This is a genomic window from Streptomyces sp. NPDC093260, assembly GCF_040683715.1.
Taxonomy (GTDB): Bacteria; Actinomycetota; Actinomycetes; order Streptomycetales; family Streptomycetaceae; genus Streptomyces; species Streptomyces sennicomposti.
Window position 1 is genome coordinate 122,000 of the sequence record NZ_JBFBEK010000007.1, and the last position, 21,515, is coordinate 143,514.

A 21,515-nucleotide genomic window follows, 5' to 3' on the forward strand; every position below is an offset into this window, starting at 1 on the left:
CCGGCGCCCGCCCTGCGCGAGATGCGCTGGTGGGACATCGACCCCGTGCTGGAGCTGGAGAGGGATCTCTTCCCCGAGGACGCCTGGTCGCGGGGCATGTTCTGGTCCGAGCTGGCGCACTCCCGCGGCCCCGAGGCCACCCGCCGCTACGTCGTGGCCGAACAGGACGGCCGGATCGTCGGCTACGCCGGGCTCGTCGCCTCCGGCGACCAGGGCGACGTCCAGACCATCGCCGTGGCCCGGGAGCTCTGGGGCAGCGGCCTCGGCGCGCTGCTGCTGACCGAGCTGCTGCGGGCCGCGACCGCCTTCGAGTGCGCCGAGGTGATGCTCGAGTGCCGCGTGGACAACGTCCGCGCCCAGCGGCTCTACGAGCGCTTCGGCTTCGCCCCCGTCGGGGTGCGGCGCGGCTACTACCAGCCGGGCAACGTCGACGCCCTGGTGATGCGCCTGACCGACCCCTCCACCTCCGTACAAGGAACCGAGATCCATGGCTGACCCACGCGACGAGCCGCTCGTCCTCGGCATCGAGACCTCCTGCGACGAGACCGGCGTCGGCATCGTGCGCGGCACCACCCTGCTGGCCGACGCGGTCGCCTCCAGCGTCGACGAGCACGCCCGCTTCGGCGGCGTCGTCCCCGAGGTCGCCTCGCGCGCCCACCTGGAGGCCATGGTGCCGACCATCGAGCGCGCGCTGAAGGAGGCGCGGGTGAGCGCGAAGGACCTGGACGGCATCGCGGTCACCGCGGGTCCCGGCCTGGCCGGCGCCCTGCTGGTCGGCGTGTCGGCGGCCAAGGCGTACGCCTACGCCCTCGGCAAGCCCCTGTACGGCGTCAACCACCTCGCCTCGCACATCTGCGTGGACCAGCTGGAGCACGGCCCGCTCCCGGAGCCGACCATGGCGCTGCTGGTCTCCGGCGGCCACTCCTCGCTGCTGCTCTCCACCGACATCACCGCCGACGTACGGCCCATGGGCGCCACCATCGACGACGCGGCCGGCGAGGCCTTCGACAAGATCGCCCGTGTGCTGAACCTCGGTTTCCCCGGCGGCCCCGTCATCGACCGCTACGCCCGCGAGGGCGACCCGGCGGCGATCGCCTTCCCGCGCGGTCTGACCGGCCCCCGCGACCCCGCCTACGACTTCTCCTTCTCCGGTCTGAAGACGGCGGTGGCCCGCTGGATCGAGGCCAGGCGGGCGGCTGGCGAGGAGGTGCCGGTGCGCGACGTGGCGGCCTCCTTCCAGGAGGCGGTGGTGGACGTGCTCACCCGCAAGGCGGTGCGGGCCTGCAAGGACGCCGGCGTGGACCATCTGATGATCGGCGGCGGCGTGGCCGCCAACTCGCGGCTGCGGGCGCTGGCCCAGGAGCGCTGCGAGGCGGCCGGCATCCGGCTGCGCGTCCCGCGCCCCAAGCTGTGCACGGACAACGGCGCGATGGTGGCCGCGCTCGGCGCCGAGATGGTCAGGCGCGACCGGGCCGCCTCCGACTGGGACCTGTCGGCGGACTCCTCGCTGCCGGTCACCGACCCGCACGTCCCGGGCACCGCGCAGACCCACCCGCACGCGCACGGCCACAGCCACGACCATGTGCACGAGGTCAGCAAGGAGAACCTGTACTCGTGAGCGTGGCGTTGATGTGGGAGGCCCGCGCGGTGGCGGGCCGGGGCGAGGAGCTGCTCGCCTGGGTGCGCGAACAGCGGCTCGCCGGGCGGCCGTTGCGCCGCGAGGTGTTCCGCGCGCCGCAGGACCGCGTCCTCGTCATCACCTGGTGGGACGCGCCCTGTGACGCGGAGCTGCCGGAACTGCCCGAGCCGGACGGCGACTTGGTCACCCGGGCCGTGCACCGCTGGCGGTTCGAGACGGTCCCGGAGGACGTGGATCACTGAGTGGCGCGCAGCCTCCGGAATGCGCTATGATCATCACACAGCAAGCGGGCAGGGAAACAACGAAGCCCGAATGCCAGTGCGTTGGTGGTCCAAGGAAAGACGTCCCGCTTCCTGCGGGGAGATGCAGGTGCAAGGCCTGCCCGGCGCTCCAGCAGAAGCCCCCTCCGGTGATCCGGAGGGGGCTTCTTCGTCGTGCCGGGCCGATCCCCCGTCACCTCCTCCTCCGGCGACGGTATTGGGTCCGGATCCCGGCGGGCGACCCACCGGGATCCGGAGCGGGAAGGGCGGTTCAGCCGCCCGGCGACACCTCGGTCTCGCAGCGCAGCCGCCGGTCCTGCCCCAGTTCCCGCAGCGGACCGGTCAGGGTCAGCCGGGCGGTGTGGCGGACGTCCGCGGCGGAGGCGGCCAGGCGCAGTTCCAGGTCGCCCGGCTCGACCACCCGGCGGCCCGTGCGGTCGGTGAACGCCGACAGGTCCGTGTGGAAGCGGAACGTCACCCGAGCCGCCTCGCCGGGCGCCAGCTCCACCCGCTGGTAGCCGATCAGCCGCATGTCGGGGCGGGTCACCGCGGCCACCGGGTCGTGCAGATACAGCTGGACGACCTCCGCTCCCGTCCGGTCACCGGTGTTGCGGACGGTGACCGAGAGGTCGTGGGAGCCGTCCGTGCCGATCTCGGTGACATCGTTGCCCTCGACGGGCTCCCAGGCGAACGCGGTGTACGAGCGTCCGTGCCCGAACGGGTACAGCGGCGTCGGGTCCAGGCTGCTGACCTCGCCCGCCAGGCCCAGCGGCGGCTGGAGATACGTCCAGGGCTGGCCCCCGGCGCCGCGCGGCACGCTCACCGGGAGCCGCCCGGAGGGGTTCACCCGGCCCGACAGCACCCCGGCCACCGCCGGTCCGCCCTCCTCGCCGGGGAAGAACGCCTGCACCGCCGCGGCCAGCCGGCCCTCCCAGCGGCCGAGCGCGTAGGGGCGGCCGGTGAGCAGCACCAGCACCACCGGCACGCCGGTCTCCACCAGCGCCTCCAGCAGCTCGCCCTGCACGCCCGGCAGGGTCAGGTCCGCCACGTCGCAGCCCTCGCCCGAGGTGCCCCGGCCGAACAGGCCCGAGCGGTCGCCGAGCACCGCCACCACCACGTCCGCCTCGGAGGCGCGCGCCACCGCCTCCGCGAAACCGGAGGCGCCCGGCTCCGTCACCCCGCAGCCCTCGGCGAACGTCACCTTGGCGTGCGGGAGTTCGGCGCGCAGCGCCTCCAGCACGGTGGGGATCTCGATGCCGAGGGGGGTGCCGGGGTGCTGGGTGCCGACGTGGGAGGGGAAGGAGTAGCAGCCGAGCATGGCCAGCGCGTCGGCGGCGCGCGGGCCGACGACCGCGATGCGGGTGTCGGGGGCCAGCGGCAGCACGCCGTCCGGGTTGGCCAGCAGGACGACCGACTCCTCGGCAAGGCGGCGGGCCACGGCGCGGTTCTCCGGCGAGTCGAGGTCGACGTCACCGGCGGGTGGTTCGGGCGCCCAGTCGGCGTCGAGCAGGCCCATTTCGCACTTCTGGAGCAGCACCCGGCGGGCCGCGCGGTCCACCAGGGACTCCGGGACCGTCCCGGCGCGCACGGCGGCCACCAGGCCGTCGCCGTAGCACTTCACGGTCGGCAGCTCCACGTCGATGCCGGCCGTGAGGGCCAGCCGGCCGGAGTCAGCGGGGTCGGCGGCCACCCGGTGCAGGGTCTGGAGGAAGTCGATGCCGAAGTAGTCGGCGACCACCGTGCCGGTGAACCCCCAGTGTTCGCGCAGGACCTCGGTGAGCAGGTGCGGGTCGGCGGAGGCGGGGACGCCGTCGATCTCGTTGTAGGCGGCCATCACCGAGCGCGCCCCGCCCTCGCGCAGCGCCATCTCGAACGGCATCAGCGTGACGTCGGCGAACTCGCGGGCGCCCGCCCGCACCGGGGCGAGGTTGCGGGCGCCCGTGGAGGCGGCGTACCCGGCGAAGTGCTTGAGGGTGGCGACGATCCCGGCCGACTGAAGACCCCGGACGTAGGCGGTGGCGACGGTGGCGACCAGGTAGGGGTCCTCGCCGATGGTCTCCTCGACCCGGCCCCAGCGCGGATCGCGGACCACGTCCAGCACGGGCGCCAGGCCCTGGTGGACGCCCACCGAGCGCATGTCCCGGCCGATGCGGGCGGCCATCGCCTCCACCAGCGCCGGGTCGAAGCTCGCGCCCCAGGCCAGCGGCACCGGGTAGGCGGTCGCGCCCCAGGCGGTGAAGCCGGCCAGGCACTCCTCGTGGGCGACGGCCGGGATGCCGAACCGGCCGGCCGCGGCGATCCGGTGCTGGGCGCGGGACAGGGCCTGCGCGCCGAGGGCGGGGTCCACCGGGGCGGTGCCGAAGGAGCGGGTGAGCTGGCCGAGGCCGCGGGTGATCAGCTCGTCCCAGTCGTAGTCGGTGTTCATGTGCTGCTGGTGCGGGGCGACCCCGTCGCCGTCCGTGTCCGCGCCCACCCACACCCCGTACAGCTGGGCGGTCTTCTCCTCCAGGGTCATCCGGGTCAGCAGGGCGTCGACGCGGGCGGCGGCGGGCAGGGCGGGGTCCTGCCAGGGGGCGGTGGTCATGGAACTCCTGTCACAGGCGTCGGTGCGGGGTGGGTTCACTTGCCGCCCACCCCCATCAGGCCGCCGACGAGGGCGCGCCGTGCCACCAGGTAGACGGCGAAGATCGGGATGCCGGAGAGGACGACCGAGGCCAGCAGCGCGGGGATGTTCACCCCGAACTGGCTGACGTAGTTGAACAGGCCGAGGGTCAGCACCCGGGGGCCGTCGGACTGGGTGAAGATCAGGGGGAAGAGGAAGCCGTTCCAGGCCTGCAGGGCGGAGTAGATGACGACGGTGCTGATGCCGCCCTTGGCCATCGGGATGACCAGCTGGAACAGCATGCGGGTGGTCGAGGCGCCGTCCAGGGCCATCGCCTCGTACATCTCCTCGGAGATGTCCCGCAGCGTGCCGGTGAGGATGAGCACCGACACCGGCATCGCGAAGGCCGCCGTGGGCAGGATGATCGCGAGCAGGCTGTCGTAGAGGTTCAGTTTGGCGATCATCAGGTAGAGCGGGACCACGACCGCCTGCGCGGGGATGGCCACGCCGAGCAGGAACAGCCGGAAGGCCGCACCGGACCAGAAGGTGCGCGAGCGCACGGCCACGTAGGACAGCGGGACGCACAGCACCAGCACGACGGCCACGACTGCCGCGGCCACGACGACCGTGTTGAGCAGGAGGTGGCCGAAGCCGTTGTGCAGGACGGTGTTGTAGTTGTCGAAGGTGGGGTCGGTGGGCGGGATCAGGGCGTTCTTGCCCAGCGCCTTGTCCTGGTGGGTCAGCGAGGACGAGATCATCGCGTAGATCGGGACGATGACCACGACCAGCCACAGAGCCGAACTGATGCCGGCCACCGGGTTGGGGCGCCTGGTCCAGTGGCGGCGGCGCCCGGCGGGGCGGTCGGACGGGGGCCGGCCGCCGGTCCTCACCGCGCGCGGGCGGCGCGTCGTGTCGAGTGACATCACCTCACATCCCTTCCCTGGTGCTGCGCATGGTGCCGAAGCCGGACAGCCTGACCAGCACGAGCGACAGCGCGGTGGCGATCACGACGAGGAAGGACGCCACGGCGCTCGCGTAGCCGAAGTCGTAGCTCTTGAAGCCCGCCTCGTACATCAGGTAGGGCAGGATCGCGGTGTCCGTGCCCGGACCGCCCTGAGTGAGGATCAGCACGGTCTCGAAGTAGGTCAGCGACCCGACGATCATCAGCACGCTGGACGTGGTCGCCGTGTTGCGCAACTGGGGCAGGGTGATGGAGAAGAACTGGCGGTAGCGGCCGGCGCCGTCCATCGCGGCGGCCTGGTAGAGCACCTCGGGGATCTGCCGGGCGCCGCCCTGGTAGATGAGGGTGTGGAAGGGGATGAACTGCCAGCCGCCGACGAAGACGATCGCCAGGAAGGCGCCGGAGGTCGTGCCGAGCGTGTCCCCGTGGACGATGCCGAAGTTCGGGTCGAGCAGGGCGTAGAACAGCAGCGCGATCGCCGTCGAGGAGAGCAGGAACGGCACGAAGAAGACCGCGGACAGCACGGCCCGGTTGCGCTGGCGGCCTGCCGCCCAGACGCCCAGCAGCAGGGACACGAACGTCTGGAAGGCCCAGCTGACCACGGTCAGCAGGACGGTCACCGTCAGCGACTGGGTCAGGCGGGTGTCATGGATCAGTTTCTGCCAGTTGGCGAGGCCGACCGGCTCGGGGTCGCCCAGGCCGTTCCACTTGGTGAACGAGAGGTACAGCGCCAGCACCATCGGGGCGAGGGCGAAGAACGCGAAGAACAGGACGCCGGGCAGGACCCAGGCGGCGTGCGGACGGCCGGTCCGCGTGCCTTCCCGGGGCCTGCCCTTCGTCCGGGCGGGGACCGACGAACTCACTTCAGCCCCTTGAGCGCGGTCACGAACTGGGCCGGCGACGACTTGCCCACGAACAGCTTGTTGATCTCCGTCAGCATCGGCGTCTGCCAGCTCGGGTCGACCGCCTGGTCCCAGCTCAGGGTGAACGCGGGGGCCTGCTGCACGAGCTGGTACTGGTACTTCGCGAACTCCGGGTTGGGGGAGGAGTCGAGCATCTTCGCCGCGATGGTGGTGGTCGGCACGTCACCGTTGGCGATCAGGTCCTTGGTGTACGCCTCGGAGGCGCAGTCGCGCAGGAAGGCGATGGCCGCGTCCTTGTTGGAGACGCGGGCGTTGACGGACCAGTAGTTGTTGGGGTTGCCGACGACGTTGCGGATGTCGCCCGAACCGCCGTCGTACGTCGGGAAGGCGCACCAGCCCACGTCCTTCTTGGCGAAGTCCGGGAAGATGCCGAGCAGCGTGGAGAACTCCCAGGAGCCCATCAGGTGCATGGCCGCCTTGCCCTTGGCGAAGGCGGCGGAAGCCCCGTGGTTGTTGTACGACACCGAGCTGTAGCCCTTGCCGAAGGCGCCGTCGTCGATGAGTTCCCTGACCGCCTCGGCGGCCTTGAGGACGGCCGGGTCGCCCCAGGCGGAGGCGTCGCCGGCCGCGATCTTGGCGAAGACCTGGGGGCCGCCGATGCGGTCCACCAGGTATTCCAGCCACATCAGCTCGGGCCAGATGTCGGCGCCGCCGAGCGCGAACGGGGTGATCTTCGCCTTCCTCAGCTTGGCGTTGATGTCGAGCAGCTGGTCCCAGCTGGTGGGGGCCTGCAGGTCGTGCTCGGCGAACAGCGTCTTGTTGTAGAAGAGCACGACCGGCTGCGTGCCGCGCATCGGGATGCCGTAGGTCTTGCCCTTCAGCCCGCCCGCGGCCAGGACGGTGGGCAGGAAGCCGCCCTTGAGGACCGCGTCGGACTGGATGACGTCGGTGAGGTCGATCAGCTGGCCGGCCTCCTGGTAGGCCTTGATCGAGCCGCCGCCCCAGTTGAAGAAGATGCCGGGGGCGTTGGGCGAGCCCATGGCCGTGCGCAGCTTGGCCGGGTAGTCGGAGGCCGGGACCTTCTGCAGCCCGATCCTGCCCTTGGTCTTCTTGGCGGCCGCGGAGGAGTTGAACCGGCCGACCTGCTTGACCTGGATCTTCGCCGCGTCGTCGCCGTACACCAGCGCCGTGACGGTGCCGCCGTCACCGCCCGATCCGCTGCCGGAACCGCAGGCGGCGAGTCCGGCGGCCGTGACGACGGTGGCGCCGGCGCCGAGGAACCAGCGCCTGCTGTAGGACTCCATGTGACGGTACCTCTCACGAGAGTTGGCTCGGGCGGGACACGTCGCCCAGGACCCGAATGTTTCGGATACGCCTTCGAATGTTCCGGGAACGTAAGACGTGCGAGAGGCTTCGTCAAGGGGTCGCGCAGAGATACGATCGCGCCCATGAAACCGACGAAGCCCGCAGGAACGCGCACCGCCACCCTCGCTGAGATCGCCCGCGAGGCCGGGGTGTCAGCTCCGACTGTTTCGAAGGTGCTCAACGGGCGTGCCGATGTCGCACCGGGGACCCGCAGCCGGGTCGAGGACCTGCTGCGCGCCCACGGCTACCGGCGCCGCCGCGCCGAGGCGACCCGCTCGCCGCTGATCGACGTCGTCTTCCACGAGCTGGAGAGCGCGTGGGCGATGGAGGTCATCCGGGGCGTGGAGAACGTGGCGCGGGACGCGGGCCTGAGCGTGGTGCTCTCCGAGAGCGCCGGCCGGCTCGTTCCCGGCCGCAGCTGGGCCGACCAGGTCGCCGCCCGCCGCCCGCACGGCGTGGTCCTGGTGCTGTCCGGGCTCGACGAGTCCCAGCGGGCGCTGCTGACCAGCCGCTCCATCCCGTTCGTGGTGATGGACCCGGCCGGCGACCCGGGCACCGACGTGCCCTCGATCGGCGCGACCAACTGGCAGGGCGGCCTCGCCGCCACCCGGCACCTGGTCGAACTGGGCCACACCCGGATCGGCGCGATCAGCGGGCCGTCGCGGATGATGTGCAGCCGTGCCCGCGTGGACGGCTACCGCGCGGCGCTGGAGACGGCCGGGCTGCCGGTGGACGCGTCGCTGATCGTGGCCGGCGACTTCCACCACGAGGCCGGCTACCGCCTCGGGCTGAAGCTGCTGCGCCGCGCAGACCGCCCGACCGCCGTCTTCGCCGGCAACGACCTCCAGGCCCTCGGCCTCTACGAGGCGGCACGCGAACTGGGGCTGCGCATCCCGGAGGACCTGAGCGTGGTGGGCTTCGACGACCTGCCGGTCGCCCGCTGGGTGGGACCGCCGCTGACGACCGTGCGTCAGCCGCTGACCGAGATGGCCGAGGCGGCGACGAAGCTGGTGCTGGACCTGGGCCGCGAGGACGAGGCGCCGGTGGCGACCCGGGTGGAGCTGGCGACCAGCCTGGTGGTGCGCAGCAGCACGGCGCCGCCGGGGGAGTGAGGCGACCGGCCGGTCCTCCGGCGCCCGGACCGTCTTCGAAAGTTTCGAAGACCGGGTCGGACCAGGGGGCGGATCAGACCGTGGCGAGCTGTGCGGTGCCGCAGTGACGGCACTTGGCGGCGGCCTCGGGCAGGTCCTCCGACAGGCAGGCCGGGCAGGTCTTGACGGGTCCGTCCTCCTCGAAGACCGTCACGCCCCGGCGGGACTGGACGTGCTTGTACGGCACGACGATCAGGAAGTACACGACCGCCATGAATACGATGAAGTAGATCAGCGCCGAGAGGAACGCGCCGATGTCCAGATAGGTCGCGGTGTTGCCCGGCTTGCCGAGCTGCCAGCCGAGACCGGGCGACGCGCTGCCCTGCGCGCGGGCGATGACCGGGTTGATCACGTTGTCGGTGAACGCCTTGATCAGCGTGCTGAACGCCAGGGCGACGATCAGGCCGACCGCCACGACGATGACATCGCCGCGCATCAGGAAGTTCTTGAAGCCCCGCAGCATGACTCTCCTCGCCTCCGCTCGACACGACCAGTCTCGGGGCGGTGGGCGGCAGGTGCATGCGGGGCGCGTCCGGGCGGGGACTTCGGGCGACGGGTCTTCGGGCGGGGGCGCGTGCCCCCCGGGGGAGTGCCCAGGACGGGCTCCGCCGGGTACCTCACCCGGCCGGGTGACCGAGGAGCATGGCCGGGGCGCCGGCGACCCGGGTGAGGAAGACGGTCACCGCGGCGCGCCCGTACGGTTTGGGCAACACCTTGCGGCGCAGTTCCTCCGGCTCGACCGCCGAGCCCCGCTTCTTCACGGTCAGCACGCCCACCTCGCGCTCGCGCAGCAGCGCCTTGAGCTTCTTGACGTTGAACGGGAGCCGGTCGGTGATCTCGTAGGCGGTGGCGTACGGGGTGGGGCGCAGGGTGTCGGTGGTGACGTAGGCGATGGTCTCGTCGATCAGGCCGCCGTCGAGCGCGTCGGCGACGTCGGCGACCAGATGGGCGCGGACGACCGCGCCGTCGGGCTCGTACAGGTAGCGTCCCACGGGCCGTACTTCCGGGTCGGGCAGGCCGCGTCCGCGCAGACTGCGCGGGCCGGGCAGCAGCGTCGCCCGGACCAGGCCCGGCTCGGTGCCGAACCACAGCACCGCCTCCTTCACGTCCCCGCCGTCGGAGATCCACTCCGCCTCGGCCTGCGGCGGCACGGCCTCGTGCGGGATGCCGGGGGCGACCTTCAGCGCGGCGCGCGGCGCGCGGAGGGCGGCCTCGACGGCCCAGGACAGCGGCGGCGAGTAGGCCTCCGGATCGAAGATCCGGCCGCGCCCGCCCCGGCGCGCCGGGTCCACGAAGACCGCGTCGTACGGCGTGGTGTCCACCTCCGTGACGTCCGCCTCCCGCACCTCGATCAGGTCCGCGAGGCCCAGCGCCCGGGCGTTCGCACGGGCCACGGCGGCGGTGAGCGGGTCCCGGTCCACGGCGAGGACGCGGACCCCGGCGCGGGCCAGCGCGATCGCGTCGCCGCCGATCCCGCAGCACAGATCGGCGAGCGAGGTCACGCCCGCCTCCCTCAGCCGCGCCGCCCGGTACGCGGCCACGCTCGCCCGGGTGGACTGCTCGACGCCGTTGGGCGTGAAGAACATCCGCCGTGCGTCCGCCGCCCCGAACTTCGCCGCGGCCCGCTGCCGCAGCCGGGCCTGGCCGAGGGCCGCCGACACCAGTTCGGCGGGGTGCTCGCGGCGCAGCCGGGTGGCGACGGCGAGTTCGTCGGCGGGGTCGGTGCCGTGCACCTCGTCCAGGAGGGCCCGGCCCTCGTCGGTGAGCAGCGCGGCGAAGGCGTGGAGCGGGGCGGCGGCCTGTGGGTCGTTCACCGGGTCATTGTCGGGCAGCGGGGGAGGGGCGGGTGCGGTGGGGCGGGTGGACCGGCGGGCGCGAGGGCCTGTGAGGGGGGCGCGGACCGGCGTGACCACGGCCCTGGGCGACCGGGTCCCGGCCGCTCGTTGGGCCGGTCGGTGGAAGGTGGGGCGCCGGTCGCGGTGTCGGCGCGGCTTCCGGGGGGTGTGCTGGGAGGATCCGGCGCCATGAGACTAGTAGTACAAACTGATAAAAAGACCGCGTATCGACAGGTCGGTCACCGGGCCGGCCGCAGAGTCGGCGGACGGACCGGCCGGCGGACGGGCCGACGGATCGGCGCCCGCGCCGCACTCGCCGTCCTCGCCGTCTCCGCCCTCGCGGCAGGCTGCTCGCGGCCGGACGCCCCCGTACCGCCCGCCCAGGGCCAGCAGCGCCTCCAGGCGCCCCCCGCCCGCGCCCTCGACTCGTACGCCACCCGGCTGCGCGCCTCCACCGCCGCCCGCGCCGCCGCGGCCAAGCGCTGGGGTCTGCGCCAGGTGCCGCTCGTCCCGCCCGCACCGCCCGCCGTCAAGCCGACGATCACCGCACGCCCGGGCTTCGAGGTGGCCCACCAGGAGGACTGGGACCTGCCCCCGGTCTTCACCACCGTCCCCACCGAGGACAAGGTCGTCTTCCTCACCATCGACGACGGCGCCGACAAGGACCCCGCGTTCCTGCGGATGATGAGCGAGTTGAAGATCCCGTACACGGCGTTCCTCAGCGACTACCTGATCAAGGACGACTACGGCTACTTCCGCAGGATGCGCGACGCCGGGGTCACCCTCGACAACCACACCCTGCACCACCCGTACCTGCCGGGCCTGTCCTACGAGGACCAGCGGCACGAGATCTGCGACATGCAGGACATCATGCAGAAGCAGTTCGGCAGGCGCCCCACCGTCGTGCGCTTCCCCTACGGCAACTACAACCAGGACTCCCTGGTCGCCGCCAAGTCCTGCGGCGTCAAGTACGCGCCGATCTGGAACGAGGAGGTCTACGTCGACCACTGGGAGTTCCGCGAGGACGACCAGAGGGTGCGCCGCGGCGACATCGTCCTCACGCACTTCCGGGGCCGCAACGAGTGGAACGGCACGATGGTCGACGACATGCGGCGGTTCCTGAACTACGTGACCGCCCAGGGATTCGCGGTGGCCCGGCTGGAGGACTACCTGTGAGACCGCGGCGGCGCGGACGGCCGGGTACGGGACCTGGAGCCGGGCGGGGTACGGGACCTGGAGCCGGGCCGGAGACGGCGCCGCGCCCCGGACCCCCGACCCGCGCGGTGACCGCCGGCCGGCCGGCGGCGCGGCGCGCCCTCGCGCTCCCGCCTCTCGCGCTTCTGCTGCTCGCCGTGCTGCCGCTGCTCGCGGCCGGCTGCGCGTCCCCGGCCGACCAGGTCGGGCGGCCGGGGCGCGAGGCGGCGCGGCGGGTGCCGTCCGGGCGTCCGCCCGCCCCGCAGCCGTACCGCCGCTGGGGCCTCGACGCCCCGCTGCCCGCGCCGCCGCGCCCGCCGGCCCGCACCCTGGACCTCGCCACCCGCCCGCCCGCGCTGCCCGCGGTCGTGGACCACGTCGCCACCGCCGACCGGGTCGTCTTCCTCACCTACGACGACGAGGCCGAACGGGACCCGACGTTCGTCGACATGGTCGGCGAACTGCGGCTGCCGGTCAGCATGTTCCTCACCGACAGCGTCGTGGGACCCGGCTACGGGCACTTCGCGCGCCTGCTGTCGGTCGGCGCGGACCTGCAGAACCACACCCTGGACCACCCGGCGCTGCGCGGTCTGCCCTACGCCGGGCAGCGCGCCGAGATCTGCGGCCAGCGGGACAAGCTGCACGCCCGCTTCGGCGTCCGCCCCCGCCTCCTGAGACCGCCCTACGGCGCGTACGACTCCACGACGCTGCGCGCGGCCGCCGACTGCGGCGTCTCGGCCGTCGTCCTGTGGCGCGCGGCGCCGACCGGGACCGGCCTGCGCTTCACCCGGGGCGGGGCCGCGCTACGCCCCGGCGACATCCTCCTGGTCACCTCGGACGACGACGACCGGGGCGGCCCCGGCCTGCGCGAGCGCACGACCGCGCTGCTGCGCCGGATCGAGGGCGAGGGCCTGACGGTGGGGCGGTTGCAGGACTACCTGTGAGGCGTCGACCAGCCGGTCGGAGGGGGACGTGGCGGGGAAGCGGTCGCGGTCGTGCGTGTCGCGCCACGCGCCCAGCGCGGCGCTCGCGACGACCACGGCGAGCACGATTTGCGCCGCGCCGGTGAACCGGGCCCCGCCGCGCACCAACAGGACCCCGGCCGCCCCGGCCGCCAGCGCGAAGCCGCCGTACAGCAGCGCCGGGACGAGATCACCCGGCGGCGCCCCGGCGGGCCCGCCGCCCGGCGCCTCCACCCGGCCGAGCCCGCGCACGGCGAGCACGATGACGAGCAGCAGCCCGCCCGTCACGTCCGCCACCAGCACGAGCAGGAACACGAGCCCGCCGGTGATCGCGCCCGAAGGAGTGGAACGTGACCGCATGACCCTACGGTCGTACAAACGTGGACGCCGGGGAAGGGGGCGGAGCCGTTGCGTCCCCGGCCGGAGGCGGCAGCCCGCGGGGACTCGGCGCCTGGGCCGCACCGACAGCCCGTCCGGTGCCCGAGGGTCAGCCGGTCCCGGCCGGTACGGCGCGTTGGAGGGCGTGGACGCGCATGTCCAGCCCGTCCGGCGTTCGAGGACGAGGACTCTCGGGCCGACAGCGGAGGGCTGAGGACGGCATCCCGCTGGGGGCGGCCACTCAAGCGCACGGGCAAATTCGCACGCACGTACGACGAAACGTGCCCCCATCCCCGACGCGCCGCAGGCAATTGGCACTCCGCTTGACCGAGTGCTAACGACGGTCATAGTCTCAGGTCTGGCACTCCCCCCTGGAGAGTGCCAACAAAGCGACGGGCAGGTCCGGCACCCGCGACGACGGATCGACCTGGTCGCCACCTCAGACAGTTAACCCCGTGAGATCTCCGAAGGGGGAGGTCGGATCGTGACGACCGCCAGCTCCAAGGTTGCCATCAAGCCGCTCGAGGACCGCATCGTGGTCCAGCCGCTCGACGCCGAGCAGACCACGGCTTCGGGCCTGGTCATTCCGGACACCGCCAAGGAGAAGCCCCAGGAGGGCGTCGTCCTGGCCGTGGGCCCGGGCCGCTTCGAGGACGGCAACCGTCTTCCGCTCGACGTCAAGGTCGGCGACGTCGTGCTCTACAGCAAGTACGGCGGCACCGAGGTGAAGTACAACAGCGAGGAGTACCTCGTTCTCTCGGCCCGCGACGTGCTCGCGATCATCGAGAAGTAAGTCACCTCAGCGTTCATGCTGTGAGCTGCGCCCCTGGCCCCCGCGACCGTTAAGAAGCCGGGCGTCCGGGGCGCGGCGCTTTTCACCCGAGATTTCCGAGAGGGCTCCCGCTGCCATGGCGAAGATCCTGAAGTTCGACGAGGACGCCCGTCGCGCCCTCGAGCGCGGCGTCAACAAGCTTGCCGACACGGTGAAGGTGACGATCGGCCCCAAGGGCCGCAACGTCGTCATCGACAAGAAGTTCGGCGCCCCGACCATCACCAACGACGGCGTCACCATCGCCCGCGAGGTGGAGATCGAGGACCCGTACGAGAACCTCGGCGCGCAGCTGGTGAAGGAGGTGGCGACCAAGACCAACGACATCGCGGGCGACGGCACCACCACCGCCACCGTGCTCGCCCAGGCGCTGGTGCGCGAGGGCCTCAAGAACGTCGCCGCCGGTGCCTCCCCGGCGCTGCTGAAGAAGGGCATCGACGCCGCGGTCAAGGCCGTCTCCGACGACCTGCTCGCCTCGGCCCGCCCGATCGACGAGAAGTCCGACATCGCCGCCGTGGCCGCACTGTCCGCCCAGGACCAGCAGGTCGGCGAGCTGATCGCCGAGGCGATGGACAAGGTCGGCAAGGACGGTGTCATCACCGTCGAGGAGTCCAACACCTTCGGTCTGGAGCTGGACTTCACCGAGGGCATGGCCTTCGACAAGGGCTACCTGTCCCCGTACTTCGTCACCGACCAGGAGCGTATGGAGGCCGTCCTCGACGACCCGTACATCCTGATCCACCAGGGCAAGATCTCCTCCATCGCGGACCTGCTGCCGCTGCTGGAGAAGATCATCCAGGCGAACGCCTCGAAGCCGCTGCTGATCATCGCCGAGGACGTCGAGGGCGAGGCCCTGTCGACCCTGGTCGTCAACAAGATCCGCGGCACCTTCAACGCCACCGCCGTCAAGGCCCCCGGCTTCGGCGACCGCCGCAAGGCGATGCTCCAGGACATGGCGATCCTGACCGGCGCCACGGTCATCTCCGAGGAGGTCGGCCTCAAGCTCGACCAGGTCGGCCTGGACGTGCTCGGCTCCGCCCGCCGCGTCACCGTCACCAAGGACGACACCACGATCGTCGACGGCGCCGGTGAGAAGGCGGACGTCGAGGGCCGCATCGCCCAGATCAAGGCCGAGATCGAGAACACCGACTCCGACTGGGACCGCGAGAAGCTCCAGGAGCGCCTCGCGAAGCTGGCCGGCGGCGTGTGCGTGATCAAGGTCGGCGCCGCCACCGAGGTGGAGCTGAAGGAGAAGAAGCACCGTCTGGAGGACGCCATCTCCGCGACCCGCGCCGCGGTCGAGGAGGGCATCGTCTCCGGTGGCGGTTCCGCGCTGGTCCACGCCGTCAAGGTCCTCGAGGGCAACCTCGACAAGACCGGCGACGAGGCCACCGGTGTCTCGGTCGTGCGCCGCGCCGCCGTCGAGCCGCTGCGCTGGATCGCCGAGAACGCCGGCCTGGAGGGCTACGTCATCGTCTCCAAGGTGGCCGAGCTGGAGAAGGGCAGCGGCTACAACGCCGCCACCGGCGAGTACGGCGACCTGGTCAAGGCCGGCGTCATCGACCCGGTCAAGGTCACCCGCTCCGCCCTGGAGAACGCCGCCTCCATCGCCTCCCTCCTCCTGACGACCGAGACCCTGGTCGTCGAGAAGAAGGAAGAGGAAGAGCCGGCCGCCGCGGGCCACGGCCACGGCCACGCCCACTGAGGCGACACACCGCCCCGAGCGCCTGACCGACCAGCCGCTCGAGCGGAACAACCGGTGCCCGGCGCCCCTTCGGGGGCGCCGGGCACCGGCACGTCCGGGGCCGCCCGCCGCGGCGAGGCCTGTCAGACGAGATCCTTTCCCCACCTCCCGTGTTCCGCCCCCGGTGTCCCGGATGAGCGGGTGCAGGGCGCGCGGGCACCTTCGGCTCCACATCCCGCTGGCCGTGCTGTGGCTGATCGGGCTCACCGCCGGCTGGATCGTCTTCCAGCGCGGCTCCACCCCGCCGCTGCCGCGACGCCGCCGGCGGCCGAGGGCACGGCCGGGTACGGAGAAGGCCCCCGCCTTTCGAGGCGGGGGCCTTCGGTGAGCCGCGGTGGGGGCCGGCTCGGTCACTGCGGGCCGTACTTGCGGCCCGTGCGCGAGGTGACGCCGCCCAGCAGGCCCCGTGGCGCCAGCTTCACCACGCCCATCAGCGCCTTGTACCGCGGGTCGGGGATCGACACCGTACGGCCGCGGGCCAGATCCGCCAGGGCCGCCGCGACCAGCTTGTCCGCGTCCAGCCACATCCAGTTCGGGATGTTGTCCGTGCCCATCCCGGCCCGCTCGTGGAACTCGGTGCGCACGAAGCCCGGGCACAACGCCATCAGCCGCACGCCGCTGCCGGCCAGGTCGCGCGCCGCGCCCTGGGTGAACTGCACGACCCACGCCTTCGACGCGCCGTAGGTGCCGCGCGGCACGAACGCCGCCACCGAGGCGACGTTCACCACCCCGCCCCGGCCGCGCTCGCGCATCGCCTCGGTCGCCGCCGCCGTCAGCCGCAGCACCGCCTCGACGTGCACCTTGAGCATCCGCAGCTCGTCGGCCATCGGCACGTCCAGGAAGCGGCCCTTGTTGCCGAAGCCGGCGTTGTTGACCAGCAGGTCCACCGGGTTCCTGCGGTCGCCGAGCCGGGCCGCGACCGCCTCGACGCCCTCGTCCGTCGCCAGGTCGGCCGTCAGCACCTCCGCCTCGATGCCGTGCTTGTCGTGCAGCTCGGTCGCCTGCTCCGTCAGTCGTTCGGTGTCGCGCGCCACCAGGACGAGGTCGTGCCCGTCCGCCGCCAGCCGCCGCGCGAACGCGGCGCCGATGCCCGCGGTCGATCCCGTAATCAGAGCCGTTGTCATGGCGAAAGGTTAGTGGCCGGGGCCGCCCCCCTCCGATCTGCGCACAGGCTCTCCCGATCGGTGGAGGAGAGGTGTGGAAGGCGGCGCGCGGGAAGCGCGCGCCGTCGCGCACGTCCCGTCAGCCCGCGTACGCCTCGGCGTACTTGCGCGCCGTCGCCAGCGTCTCCGGATGCAGCGCCGGGCCCGCCGCGAGCAGCCGCGGCAGCAGCGACCGCTCGGTCGTCGTGGCCCGGAACTCCAGGGCCACCGTCACGTCGTGGTCCGGGCGGTGCACGATCTCCACCGGGTCGCCCGCGCGGATCTCACCCGGCTCCAGCACCCGCAGGTACGCGCCGGGCGCGCCGTTCAGCGTGAACCTCTTCACCCAGCCCTTCTCACCCAGATGGCCCTGGAAGGTCCGGCACGGGATGCGCCCGCTGGTGACCTCCAGGAGCACCGACGGACCGGCCGGCGAGCCGATCCGCCACCGCTCGCCGATCCGCGCCCCGGATATGTCCAGGCCGACCGTGGTGAGGTTCTCGCCGAACGAGCCGTTCGGCAGCGTCCGGCCCAGCTCGCGCTCCCAGAAGTCCAGGTCCTCGCGCGCCATCGCGTAGACGGCTTGGTCGTCGCCGCCGTGGTGCCGCATGTCGCACACCGTGTCCCCGGCAAGCCCGCTCGCGCCGACCCCCTTCGGTCCCGGTGCCGCCACCCGCACCGGTCCGTCGACCGGCCGCTTGTCGATCCCGGTCACACCCTGCGGATGGTCGGTGTACGGCACGGCCTCGGCACGGCCGACGTTGACGGAGAGAAGCTGCATCATGCCCGCACGGTAGGCGACCGGGGCCAAAGTGTCGACGCGGTATCGCGAGGATCACCCAAGGGAGCCTTATGCTCGAAGGGTGATCGAGGCTCGACATCTCCGCGTCCTGCGCGCCGTGGCCACCAGCGGCTCCTTCTCCGCGGCGGCGCGCGATCTCGGCTGCACGCAGCCCGCCGTCAGCCAGCAGATGAAGGCCCTGGAGGCCTCCGTCGGCACCCCGCTGCTCGTCCGCACCGGACGCGAGATGCGGCTCACCCAGGCCGGCGAGGCGCTCGTCCGGCACGCCAACGGCATCCTCGCCGGACTCACGGCCGCCGAGGAGGAGGTCGCCGCCATCGCGGGACTGCGCGCCGGCCGGGTCCGTCTCGTCTCCTTCCCCAGCGGCAGCTCCACCCTCGTGCCCACCGCGCTCGCCGCGCTGCGCGCCGCGCACCCCGGCACCCGGGTCTCCCTGGAGGAGGCCGAGCCGCCCCGCTCCGTCGAACTCCTGCGCGAGGGCGACTGCGACGTGGCCCTCGCCTTCCGCTACGAGGACGCCGCGGGCCGGGACGCCGCCGGCGCGGAGGAGTGGGCGGACCTGGTGGTCCGCCCCCTGCTGACCGACCGGCTCGTCGCGCTCGTGCCCCAACGGCACCGGCTGGCCCGCGCCGGCTCCGGCGCGGTCGCCATCGCCGAACTCGCCGCCGAACCGTGGATCGCCGGCTGCCCGCGCTGCCGGGGCCAGTTGGTGGAGGTGTGCGCGAGCGCGGGCTTCACGCCGCGTATCGACTTCGCCACCGACGACTACCCGGCGGTGGCCGGGCTGGTGGGCGCCGGCCTGGGCGTCGCCGTCCTGCCCGAACTCGCGATCGAGTCCGTACGGCCCCGGGGCGTCCACACCGTGCCCCTGGAACCCGCGGTGCGCCGCGAGATCGTCGCCCTCACCCTCCCCGACCTGTCCCACGTCCCGGCGGTGGCGGCGACGCTGGACGAACTGGTGCGGGCCGGGGCGCGGTGACGCGGCGCGCCGGGGGCCGCAAACGGTAGGGCACGCCTGCGCGTGCCCTTGGTGATCGTCTGAAGAAACGTTCCTTCAGGTGTTCGAGGCGGTGTCCCCGCTCGGCGACGAGGCCGTGACCAGACGGTTCCTCGCCCGCCCCATCAGCTCCTCGCGCTCGTCCTCGGTGAGGCCGCCCCACACTCCGTACGGTTCGCGCACCGCCAGGGCGTGTGCCGCGCACTCCGCACGGACCGGGCACCTCATGCAGACCTCCTTGGCCGAGTTCTCGCGGGCGCTGCGAGCCGCCCCGCGCTCACCCTCCGGATGGAAGAAGAGCGAGCTGTCCACCCCGCGGCAGGCAGCCAGCAGCTGCCAGTCCCACAGGTCCGCATTCGGTCCTGGAAGGCGGGAGAAATCTGCCATTGCGTGACCCCTTGTAGCCGTTCGGTGGCGGATACGGTGCCGACGACCGTACATCTCCGATCTAAGGAGATGAAAATATGACTCATTGCGAATCTAGCCCTAGACACCTGGAAACGGGAAGAAAAGGGGCTGAATGGGGCATAGCTTGTGATGAAAAGTTGAGAGGATGACGTTGTGTCTGCCCTGTGTCCGCTCCCTCACGTAGAGTGCCGAAAACGGCGTACGGCCCCGTAACTCTTTCGAGTGACCGTCGTTGAGAGTGCGGAGGCGGTTGAAAACACAAGTGCTCGGGCAGGCGTCCGAGACGGTCGACCGCACAGGTGACGATTTCGTACCAGCCTGGAGGCTCAAGGTGACGCGCATCAGCTGCGGAGGGCGGCCATGACATCCGTCCTCGTCTGCGACGACTCCCCGCTTGCCCGAGAGGCGCTCCGCCGCGCGGTCGCGACCGTGCCCGGCGTCGAGCGCGTGACGACGGCGGCCAACGGCGAGGAAGTCCTCCGCCGCTGGGGCGCCGACCGCTCGGACCTCATTCTGATGGACGTGCGCATGCCCGGACTGGGCGGCGTCGAGACGGTCCGGCGGCTGCTGTCCGCCGACCCCGGGGCGCGCATCATCATGCTCACGGTGGCCGAGGACCTCGACGGCGTGGCGCTCGCCGTAGCCGCCGGCGCTCGCGGCTACCTGCACAAGGACGCCTCCCGCGCGGAGCTGCGCGCCACGGTGACCCAGGCCCTCGCCGACCCCACCTGGCGGCTCGCGCCGCGTCGGCTGCGGTCCGCCGAGATGGGCGCCGCGCCGACGCTCACCGCGCGTGAGATCCAGGTGCTGGAGGGCATGAGCCACGGCCGCTCCAACGCGGAGATCGGCCGTGAGCTGTTCCTCTCCGAGGACACCGTCAAGACGCACGCCCGCCGGCTGTTCAAGAAGCTCGGCGCCTCGGACCGCGCGCACGCGGTGGCGCTCGGCTTCCGCTGGGGCCTGGTCCGCTAGGACGGCCGGTCAGGACCGGTCCGTCAGGCCCCGGACCGGGTCCCGAGCGGGCCCGGGTCCGTGCACCGGTCCGCTTCTCAGCCGTGGGGACAGACCGGTCGGTCGGCCGGCCCGCGTCCGGGGACCCGGCCGTACGGCGGGACACGACGGCGGCGCCGACGACGATGCGACGACGCGCCGCGGGGGGCGCGTGACGTGGCGACCGCGACGGGCGTGGCGGTCCGGCGGTCCGGAGCGGTGATCCGTGTCGCGCCCCGCGTGGGCCGTTCGCGGTGTTCCCGTCGGCTGAGGACCGCCCCGAGCCGCGTGCGCGAGCGGGTCCCGAGCATGGGGTCGGCCTCGGACGGCTGACCGCCGTACGGGTGGCCCTGCGGGGCGTTCCGCCGGGCCGGGGTCACGCCCGGTGGGCGGGCGCCCGCCGTCATGTCGCCGACCGTCGGGGAGGAACCGGGTGGTCCCGGGAACACAGGCCGCGGGGCGCGGGTCCGCGCCGGGCCGGGGCGGGACGTCGGACGGCGCCGCGTACCGCACCGCGGTCACCTGCGGCGACGTCGCCCGCCGACAGGCCGATGCTCGTTTCGGCGCTGATGCCGCATCCTTGAGGTGTGGAGTTCCTCGGGGACGAGTCGGTCGAGCGGAATGGGAGGGCGCAGGGGATGGGTTCCGGCGCACCCGCTCATAACGCTTCGGTGCACAACGATGACGGTGGTGCGACGGAGCGTTCGGCGCCAAGGCACCATGGACCGATGCGCGACGACGAGGCAGCAGTTGCCCAAGGGGCGATCGGCGCACTCGTGCACCGTGCCGTCGACGGCGACGAGCGTGCCACGCACGACCTGCTCGCCCGCGTCCATCCGCTCGCGCTGCGCTACTGCCGCACCCGGCTGTCCCGGCTGCCGGGCGACGCGCGCCACTTCGTGGAGGACCTGGCGCAGGAGGTCTGTGTCGCCGTCCTCCTCGCCCTGCCCCGCTACCGCGACACCGGCCGCCCCTTCGAGGCGTTCGTGTTCGCCATCGCCTCCCACAAGGTCGCCGACCTCCAGCGCGCGGCGATGCGCCACCCCGGCTCGACCGCCGTGCCCTCCGACGAGATGCCCGAACGCCCGGACGACTCCCTCGGCCCGGAAGAGCGGGCACTGCTCAGCAGTGACGCCGAGTGGGCCAAGAAGCTGCTGGCCAACCTCCCCGAGAACCAGCGCGAGCTGCTGCTGCTGCGCATCGCGGTGGGCTTGACCGCGGAGGAGACCGGGCAGATGTTGGGAATGTCACCGGGAGCGGTCCGGGTCGCCCAGCACCGCGCGCTGAGCCGCCTGCGGGCCCTCGCCGAGCAGTAGCCGTACGCCGGTTGAACCGGTGGCGCCCCGGTTCCGTACGAAGATACGAAGCCCCGGGCAGCGGTCCGTCGTGGAAT

20 protein-coding genes are annotated in these 21,515 nt (G+C 72.6%); 11 read left to right on the forward strand and 9 right to left on the reverse strand.

Going from position 1 to position 21,515, the window contains the following annotated elements; translation table 11 throughout:
* Window positions 1-21: 21 nt before the first annotated feature.
* The 3 genes from rimI to AB0N63_RS11525 are packed head-to-tail and all read left to right on the forward strand — an operon-like array spanning window position 22 to window position 1,881.
* On the forward strand, window positions 22-495 hold the full coding sequence (gene rimI / locus AB0N63_RS11515) for a ribosomal protein S18-alanine N-acetyltransferase (protein ID WP_365527597.1): 474 nt from the start codon (window positions 22-24) through the stop codon (window positions 493-495).
* Window positions 488-1,618 (forward strand): tRNA (adenosine(37)-N6)-threonylcarbamoyltransferase complex transferase subunit TsaD, encoded by a 1,131-nt coding sequence (gene tsaD, locus AB0N63_RS11520; RefSeq protein ID WP_365527299.1) that lies wholly within the window; start codon window positions 488-490, stop codon window positions 1,616-1,618. The genes rimI and tsaD overlap by 8 nt, the downstream gene beginning before the upstream one ends.
* On the forward strand, window positions 1,615-1,881 hold the full coding sequence (locus AB0N63_RS11525; RefSeq protein WP_365527302.1) for a hypothetical protein: 267 nt from the start codon (window positions 1,615-1,617) through the stop codon (window positions 1,879-1,881). The genes tsaD and AB0N63_RS11525 overlap by 4 nt, the downstream gene beginning before the upstream one ends.
* Window positions 1,882-2,170: 289 nt before the next feature.
* Here the strand turns inward: AB0N63_RS11525 and AB0N63_RS11530 are convergent, their stop codons facing one another.
* Genes AB0N63_RS11530 through AB0N63_RS11545 form a run of 4 tightly spaced genes read right to left on the reverse strand, consistent with a single transcriptional unit; the run spans window position 2,171 to window position 7,629 of the window.
* Entirely contained in the window at window positions 2,171-4,483 is a 2,313-nt protein-coding gene (locus AB0N63_RS11530) for a glycoside hydrolase family 3 N-terminal domain-containing protein (RefSeq protein ID WP_365527304.1), read from the reverse strand.
* A gap of 35 nt (window positions 4,484-4,518) precedes the next feature.
* Window positions 4,519-5,424 (reverse strand): carbohydrate ABC transporter permease, encoded by a 906-nt coding sequence (locus tag AB0N63_RS11535; protein ID WP_365527306.1) that lies wholly within the window; start codon window positions 5,422-5,424, stop codon window positions 4,519-4,521.
* A gap of 4 nt (window positions 5,425-5,428) precedes the next feature.
* Window positions 5,429-6,325: a sugar ABC transporter permease gene (locus AB0N63_RS11540; RefSeq protein ID WP_365527308.1), complete on the reverse strand. Its 897-nt coding sequence runs from the start codon at window positions 6,323-6,325 to the stop codon at window positions 5,429-5,431.
* Entirely contained in the window at window positions 6,322-7,629 is a 1,308-nt protein-coding gene (locus AB0N63_RS11545; protein WP_365527310.1) for an extracellular solute-binding protein, read from the reverse strand. The genes AB0N63_RS11540 and AB0N63_RS11545 overlap by 4 nt, the downstream gene beginning before the upstream one ends.
* Window positions 7,630-7,773: 144 nt before the next feature.
* Here AB0N63_RS11545 and AB0N63_RS11550 point away from each other — a divergent pair, with 144 nt between their 5' ends.
* Entirely contained in the window at window positions 7,774-8,802 is a 1,029-nt protein-coding gene (locus AB0N63_RS11550) for a LacI family DNA-binding transcriptional regulator (protein ID WP_365527312.1), read from the forward strand.
* A 73-nt stretch (window positions 8,803-8,875) separates the two neighbouring features.
* On the opposite strand, the gene AB0N63_RS11555 is transcribed toward AB0N63_RS11550, so the two are convergent.
* Both AB0N63_RS11555 and AB0N63_RS11560 read right to left on the reverse strand, forming a co-directional pair.
* Complete coding sequence (locus tag AB0N63_RS11555) at window positions 8,876-9,304, reverse strand: MscL family protein (RefSeq protein WP_365527315.1); 429 nt, start codon at window positions 9,302-9,304, stop codon at window positions 8,876-8,878.
* Between the two features lie 154 nt (window positions 9,305-9,458).
* The gene (locus AB0N63_RS11560) at window positions 9,459-10,655 is read right to left on the reverse strand and encodes a class I SAM-dependent methyltransferase (RefSeq protein WP_365527317.1); all 1,197 of its coding nucleotides are present in this window, start codon (window positions 10,653-10,655) and stop codon (window positions 9,459-9,461) included.
* A 210-nt stretch (window positions 10,656-10,865) separates the two neighbouring features.
* Between AB0N63_RS11560 and AB0N63_RS11565 the strand changes: the two genes are divergently transcribed.
* The 4 genes from AB0N63_RS11565 to groL all read left to right on the forward strand — a co-directional run bounded on the left by AB0N63_RS11565 (window position 10,866) and on the right by groL (window position 15,744).
* Complete coding sequence (locus AB0N63_RS11565) at window positions 10,866-11,852, forward strand: polysaccharide deacetylase family protein (protein WP_365527320.1); 987 nt, start codon at window positions 10,866-10,868, stop codon at window positions 11,850-11,852.
* 107 nt (window positions 11,853-11,959) lie between these two features.
* The gene (locus AB0N63_RS11570; protein ID WP_365527323.1) at window positions 11,960-12,814 is read left to right on the forward strand and encodes a polysaccharide deacetylase family protein; all 855 of its coding nucleotides are present in this window, start codon (window positions 11,960-11,962) and stop codon (window positions 12,812-12,814) included.
* A gap of 880 nt (window positions 12,815-13,694) precedes the next feature.
* Window positions 13,695-14,003, forward strand: a complete 309-nt coding sequence (groES, locus tag AB0N63_RS11575; protein ID WP_365527325.1) for a co-chaperone GroES — start codon at window positions 13,695-13,697, stop codon at window positions 14,001-14,003.
* A gap of 115 nt (window positions 14,004-14,118) precedes the next feature.
* Window positions 14,119-15,744 (forward strand): chaperonin GroEL, encoded by a 1,626-nt coding sequence (gene groL / locus AB0N63_RS11580; RefSeq protein WP_365527328.1) that lies wholly within the window; start codon window positions 14,119-14,121, stop codon window positions 15,742-15,744.
* A 389-nt stretch (window positions 15,745-16,133) separates the two neighbouring features.
* Here the strand turns inward: groL and AB0N63_RS11585 are convergent, their stop codons facing one another.
* Together AB0N63_RS11585 and AB0N63_RS11590 are read right to left on the reverse strand one after the other, a co-directional pair.
* Entirely contained in the window at window positions 16,134-16,907 is a 774-nt protein-coding gene (locus AB0N63_RS11585; protein ID WP_365527331.1) for an SDR family oxidoreductase, read from the reverse strand.
* Between the two features lie 118 nt (window positions 16,908-17,025).
* Window positions 17,026-17,706 carry an MOSC domain-containing protein gene (locus tag AB0N63_RS11590; RefSeq protein WP_365527600.1) on the reverse strand — a complete coding sequence of 227 codons (681 nt, stop codon included), beginning with the start codon at window positions 17,704-17,706 and terminating at the stop codon, window positions 17,026-17,028.
* Window positions 17,707-17,788: 82 nt separating this feature from the next.
* Here AB0N63_RS11590 and AB0N63_RS11595 point away from each other — a divergent pair, with 82 nt between their 5' ends.
* The gene (locus AB0N63_RS11595; protein ID WP_365527334.1) at window positions 17,789-18,706 is read left to right on the forward strand and encodes a LysR family transcriptional regulator; all 918 of its coding nucleotides are present in this window, start codon (window positions 17,789-17,791) and stop codon (window positions 18,704-18,706) included.
* Between the two features lie 75 nt (window positions 18,707-18,781).
* Here AB0N63_RS11595 and AB0N63_RS11600 read toward each other — a convergent pair whose 3' ends face one another.
* Window positions 18,782-19,111, reverse strand: coding sequence for a WhiB family transcriptional regulator (locus tag AB0N63_RS11600; protein WP_365527336.1), 330 nt, complete (start codon window positions 19,109-19,111; stop codon window positions 18,782-18,784).
* A 381-nt stretch (window positions 19,112-19,492) separates the two neighbouring features.
* On the opposite strand from AB0N63_RS11600, the gene AB0N63_RS11605 reads away from it, so the two are divergent.
* Both AB0N63_RS11605 and AB0N63_RS11610 read left to right on the forward strand, forming a co-directional pair.
* Window positions 19,493-20,104 carry a response regulator transcription factor gene (locus AB0N63_RS11605; RefSeq protein ID WP_003948568.1) on the forward strand — a complete coding sequence of 204 codons (612 nt, stop codon included), beginning with the start codon at window positions 19,493-19,495 and terminating at the stop codon, window positions 20,102-20,104.
* Between the two features lie 746 nt (window positions 20,105-20,850).
* Window positions 20,851-21,438 (forward strand): sigma-70 family RNA polymerase sigma factor, encoded by a 588-nt coding sequence (locus AB0N63_RS11610; protein ID WP_009190198.1) that lies wholly within the window; start codon window positions 20,851-20,853, stop codon window positions 21,436-21,438.
* Window positions 21,439-21,515 lie beyond the last annotated feature (77 nt).

What these genes read in the sequence shown, in the direction of transcription:
- AB0N63_RS11590 (WP_365527600.1), bottom strand. Translation starts at nt 17,706, where the DNA reads ATGCAGCTTCTCTCCGTCAACGTCGGCCGTGCCGAGGCCGTGCCGTAC.
- AB0N63_RS11585 (WP_365527331.1), bottom strand. Translation starts at nt 16,907, where the DNA reads ATGACAACGGCTCTGATTACGGGATCGACCGCGGGCATCGGCGCCGCG.
- AB0N63_RS11535 (WP_365527306.1), bottom strand. Translation starts at nt 5,424, where the DNA reads ATGTCACTCGACACGACGCGCCGCCCGCGCGCGGTGAGGACCGGCGGC.
- AB0N63_RS11565 (WP_365527320.1), top strand. Translation starts at nt 10,866, where the DNA reads ATGAGACTAGTAGTACAAACTGATAAAAAGACCGCGTATCGACAGGTC.
- tsaD (WP_365527299.1), top strand. Translation starts at nt 488, where the DNA reads ATGGCTGACCCACGCGACGAGCCGCTCGTCCTCGGCATCGAGACCTCC.
- AB0N63_RS11530 (WP_365527304.1), bottom strand. Translation starts at nt 4,483, where the DNA reads ATGACCACCGCCCCCTGGCAGGACCCCGCCCTGCCCGCCGCCGCCCGC.
- AB0N63_RS11550 (WP_365527312.1), top strand. Translation starts at nt 7,774, where the DNA reads ATGAAACCGACGAAGCCCGCAGGAACGCGCACCGCCACCCTCGCTGAG.
- AB0N63_RS11600 (WP_365527336.1), bottom strand. Translation starts at nt 19,111, where the DNA reads ATGGCAGATTTCTCCCGCCTTCCAGGACCGAATGCGGACCTGTGGGAC.
- AB0N63_RS11610 (WP_009190198.1), top strand. Translation starts at nt 20,851, where the DNA reads ATGCGCGACGACGAGGCAGCAGTTGCCCAAGGGGCGATCGGCGCACTC.
- AB0N63_RS11605 (WP_003948568.1), top strand. Translation starts at nt 19,493, where the DNA reads ATGACATCCGTCCTCGTCTGCGACGACTCCCCGCTTGCCCGAGAGGCG.
- rimI (WP_365527597.1), top strand. Translation starts at nt 22, where the DNA reads ATGCGCTGGTGGGACATCGACCCCGTGCTGGAGCTGGAGAGGGATCTC.
- AB0N63_RS11555 (WP_365527315.1), bottom strand. Translation starts at nt 9,304, where the DNA reads ATGCTGCGGGGCTTCAAGAACTTCCTGATGCGCGGCGATGTCATCGTC.
- groL (WP_365527328.1), top strand. Translation starts at nt 14,119, where the DNA reads ATGGCGAAGATCCTGAAGTTCGACGAGGACGCCCGTCGCGCCCTCGAG.
- AB0N63_RS11545 (WP_365527310.1), bottom strand. Translation starts at nt 7,629, where the DNA reads ATGGAGTCCTACAGCAGGCGCTGGTTCCTCGGCGCCGGCGCCACCGTC.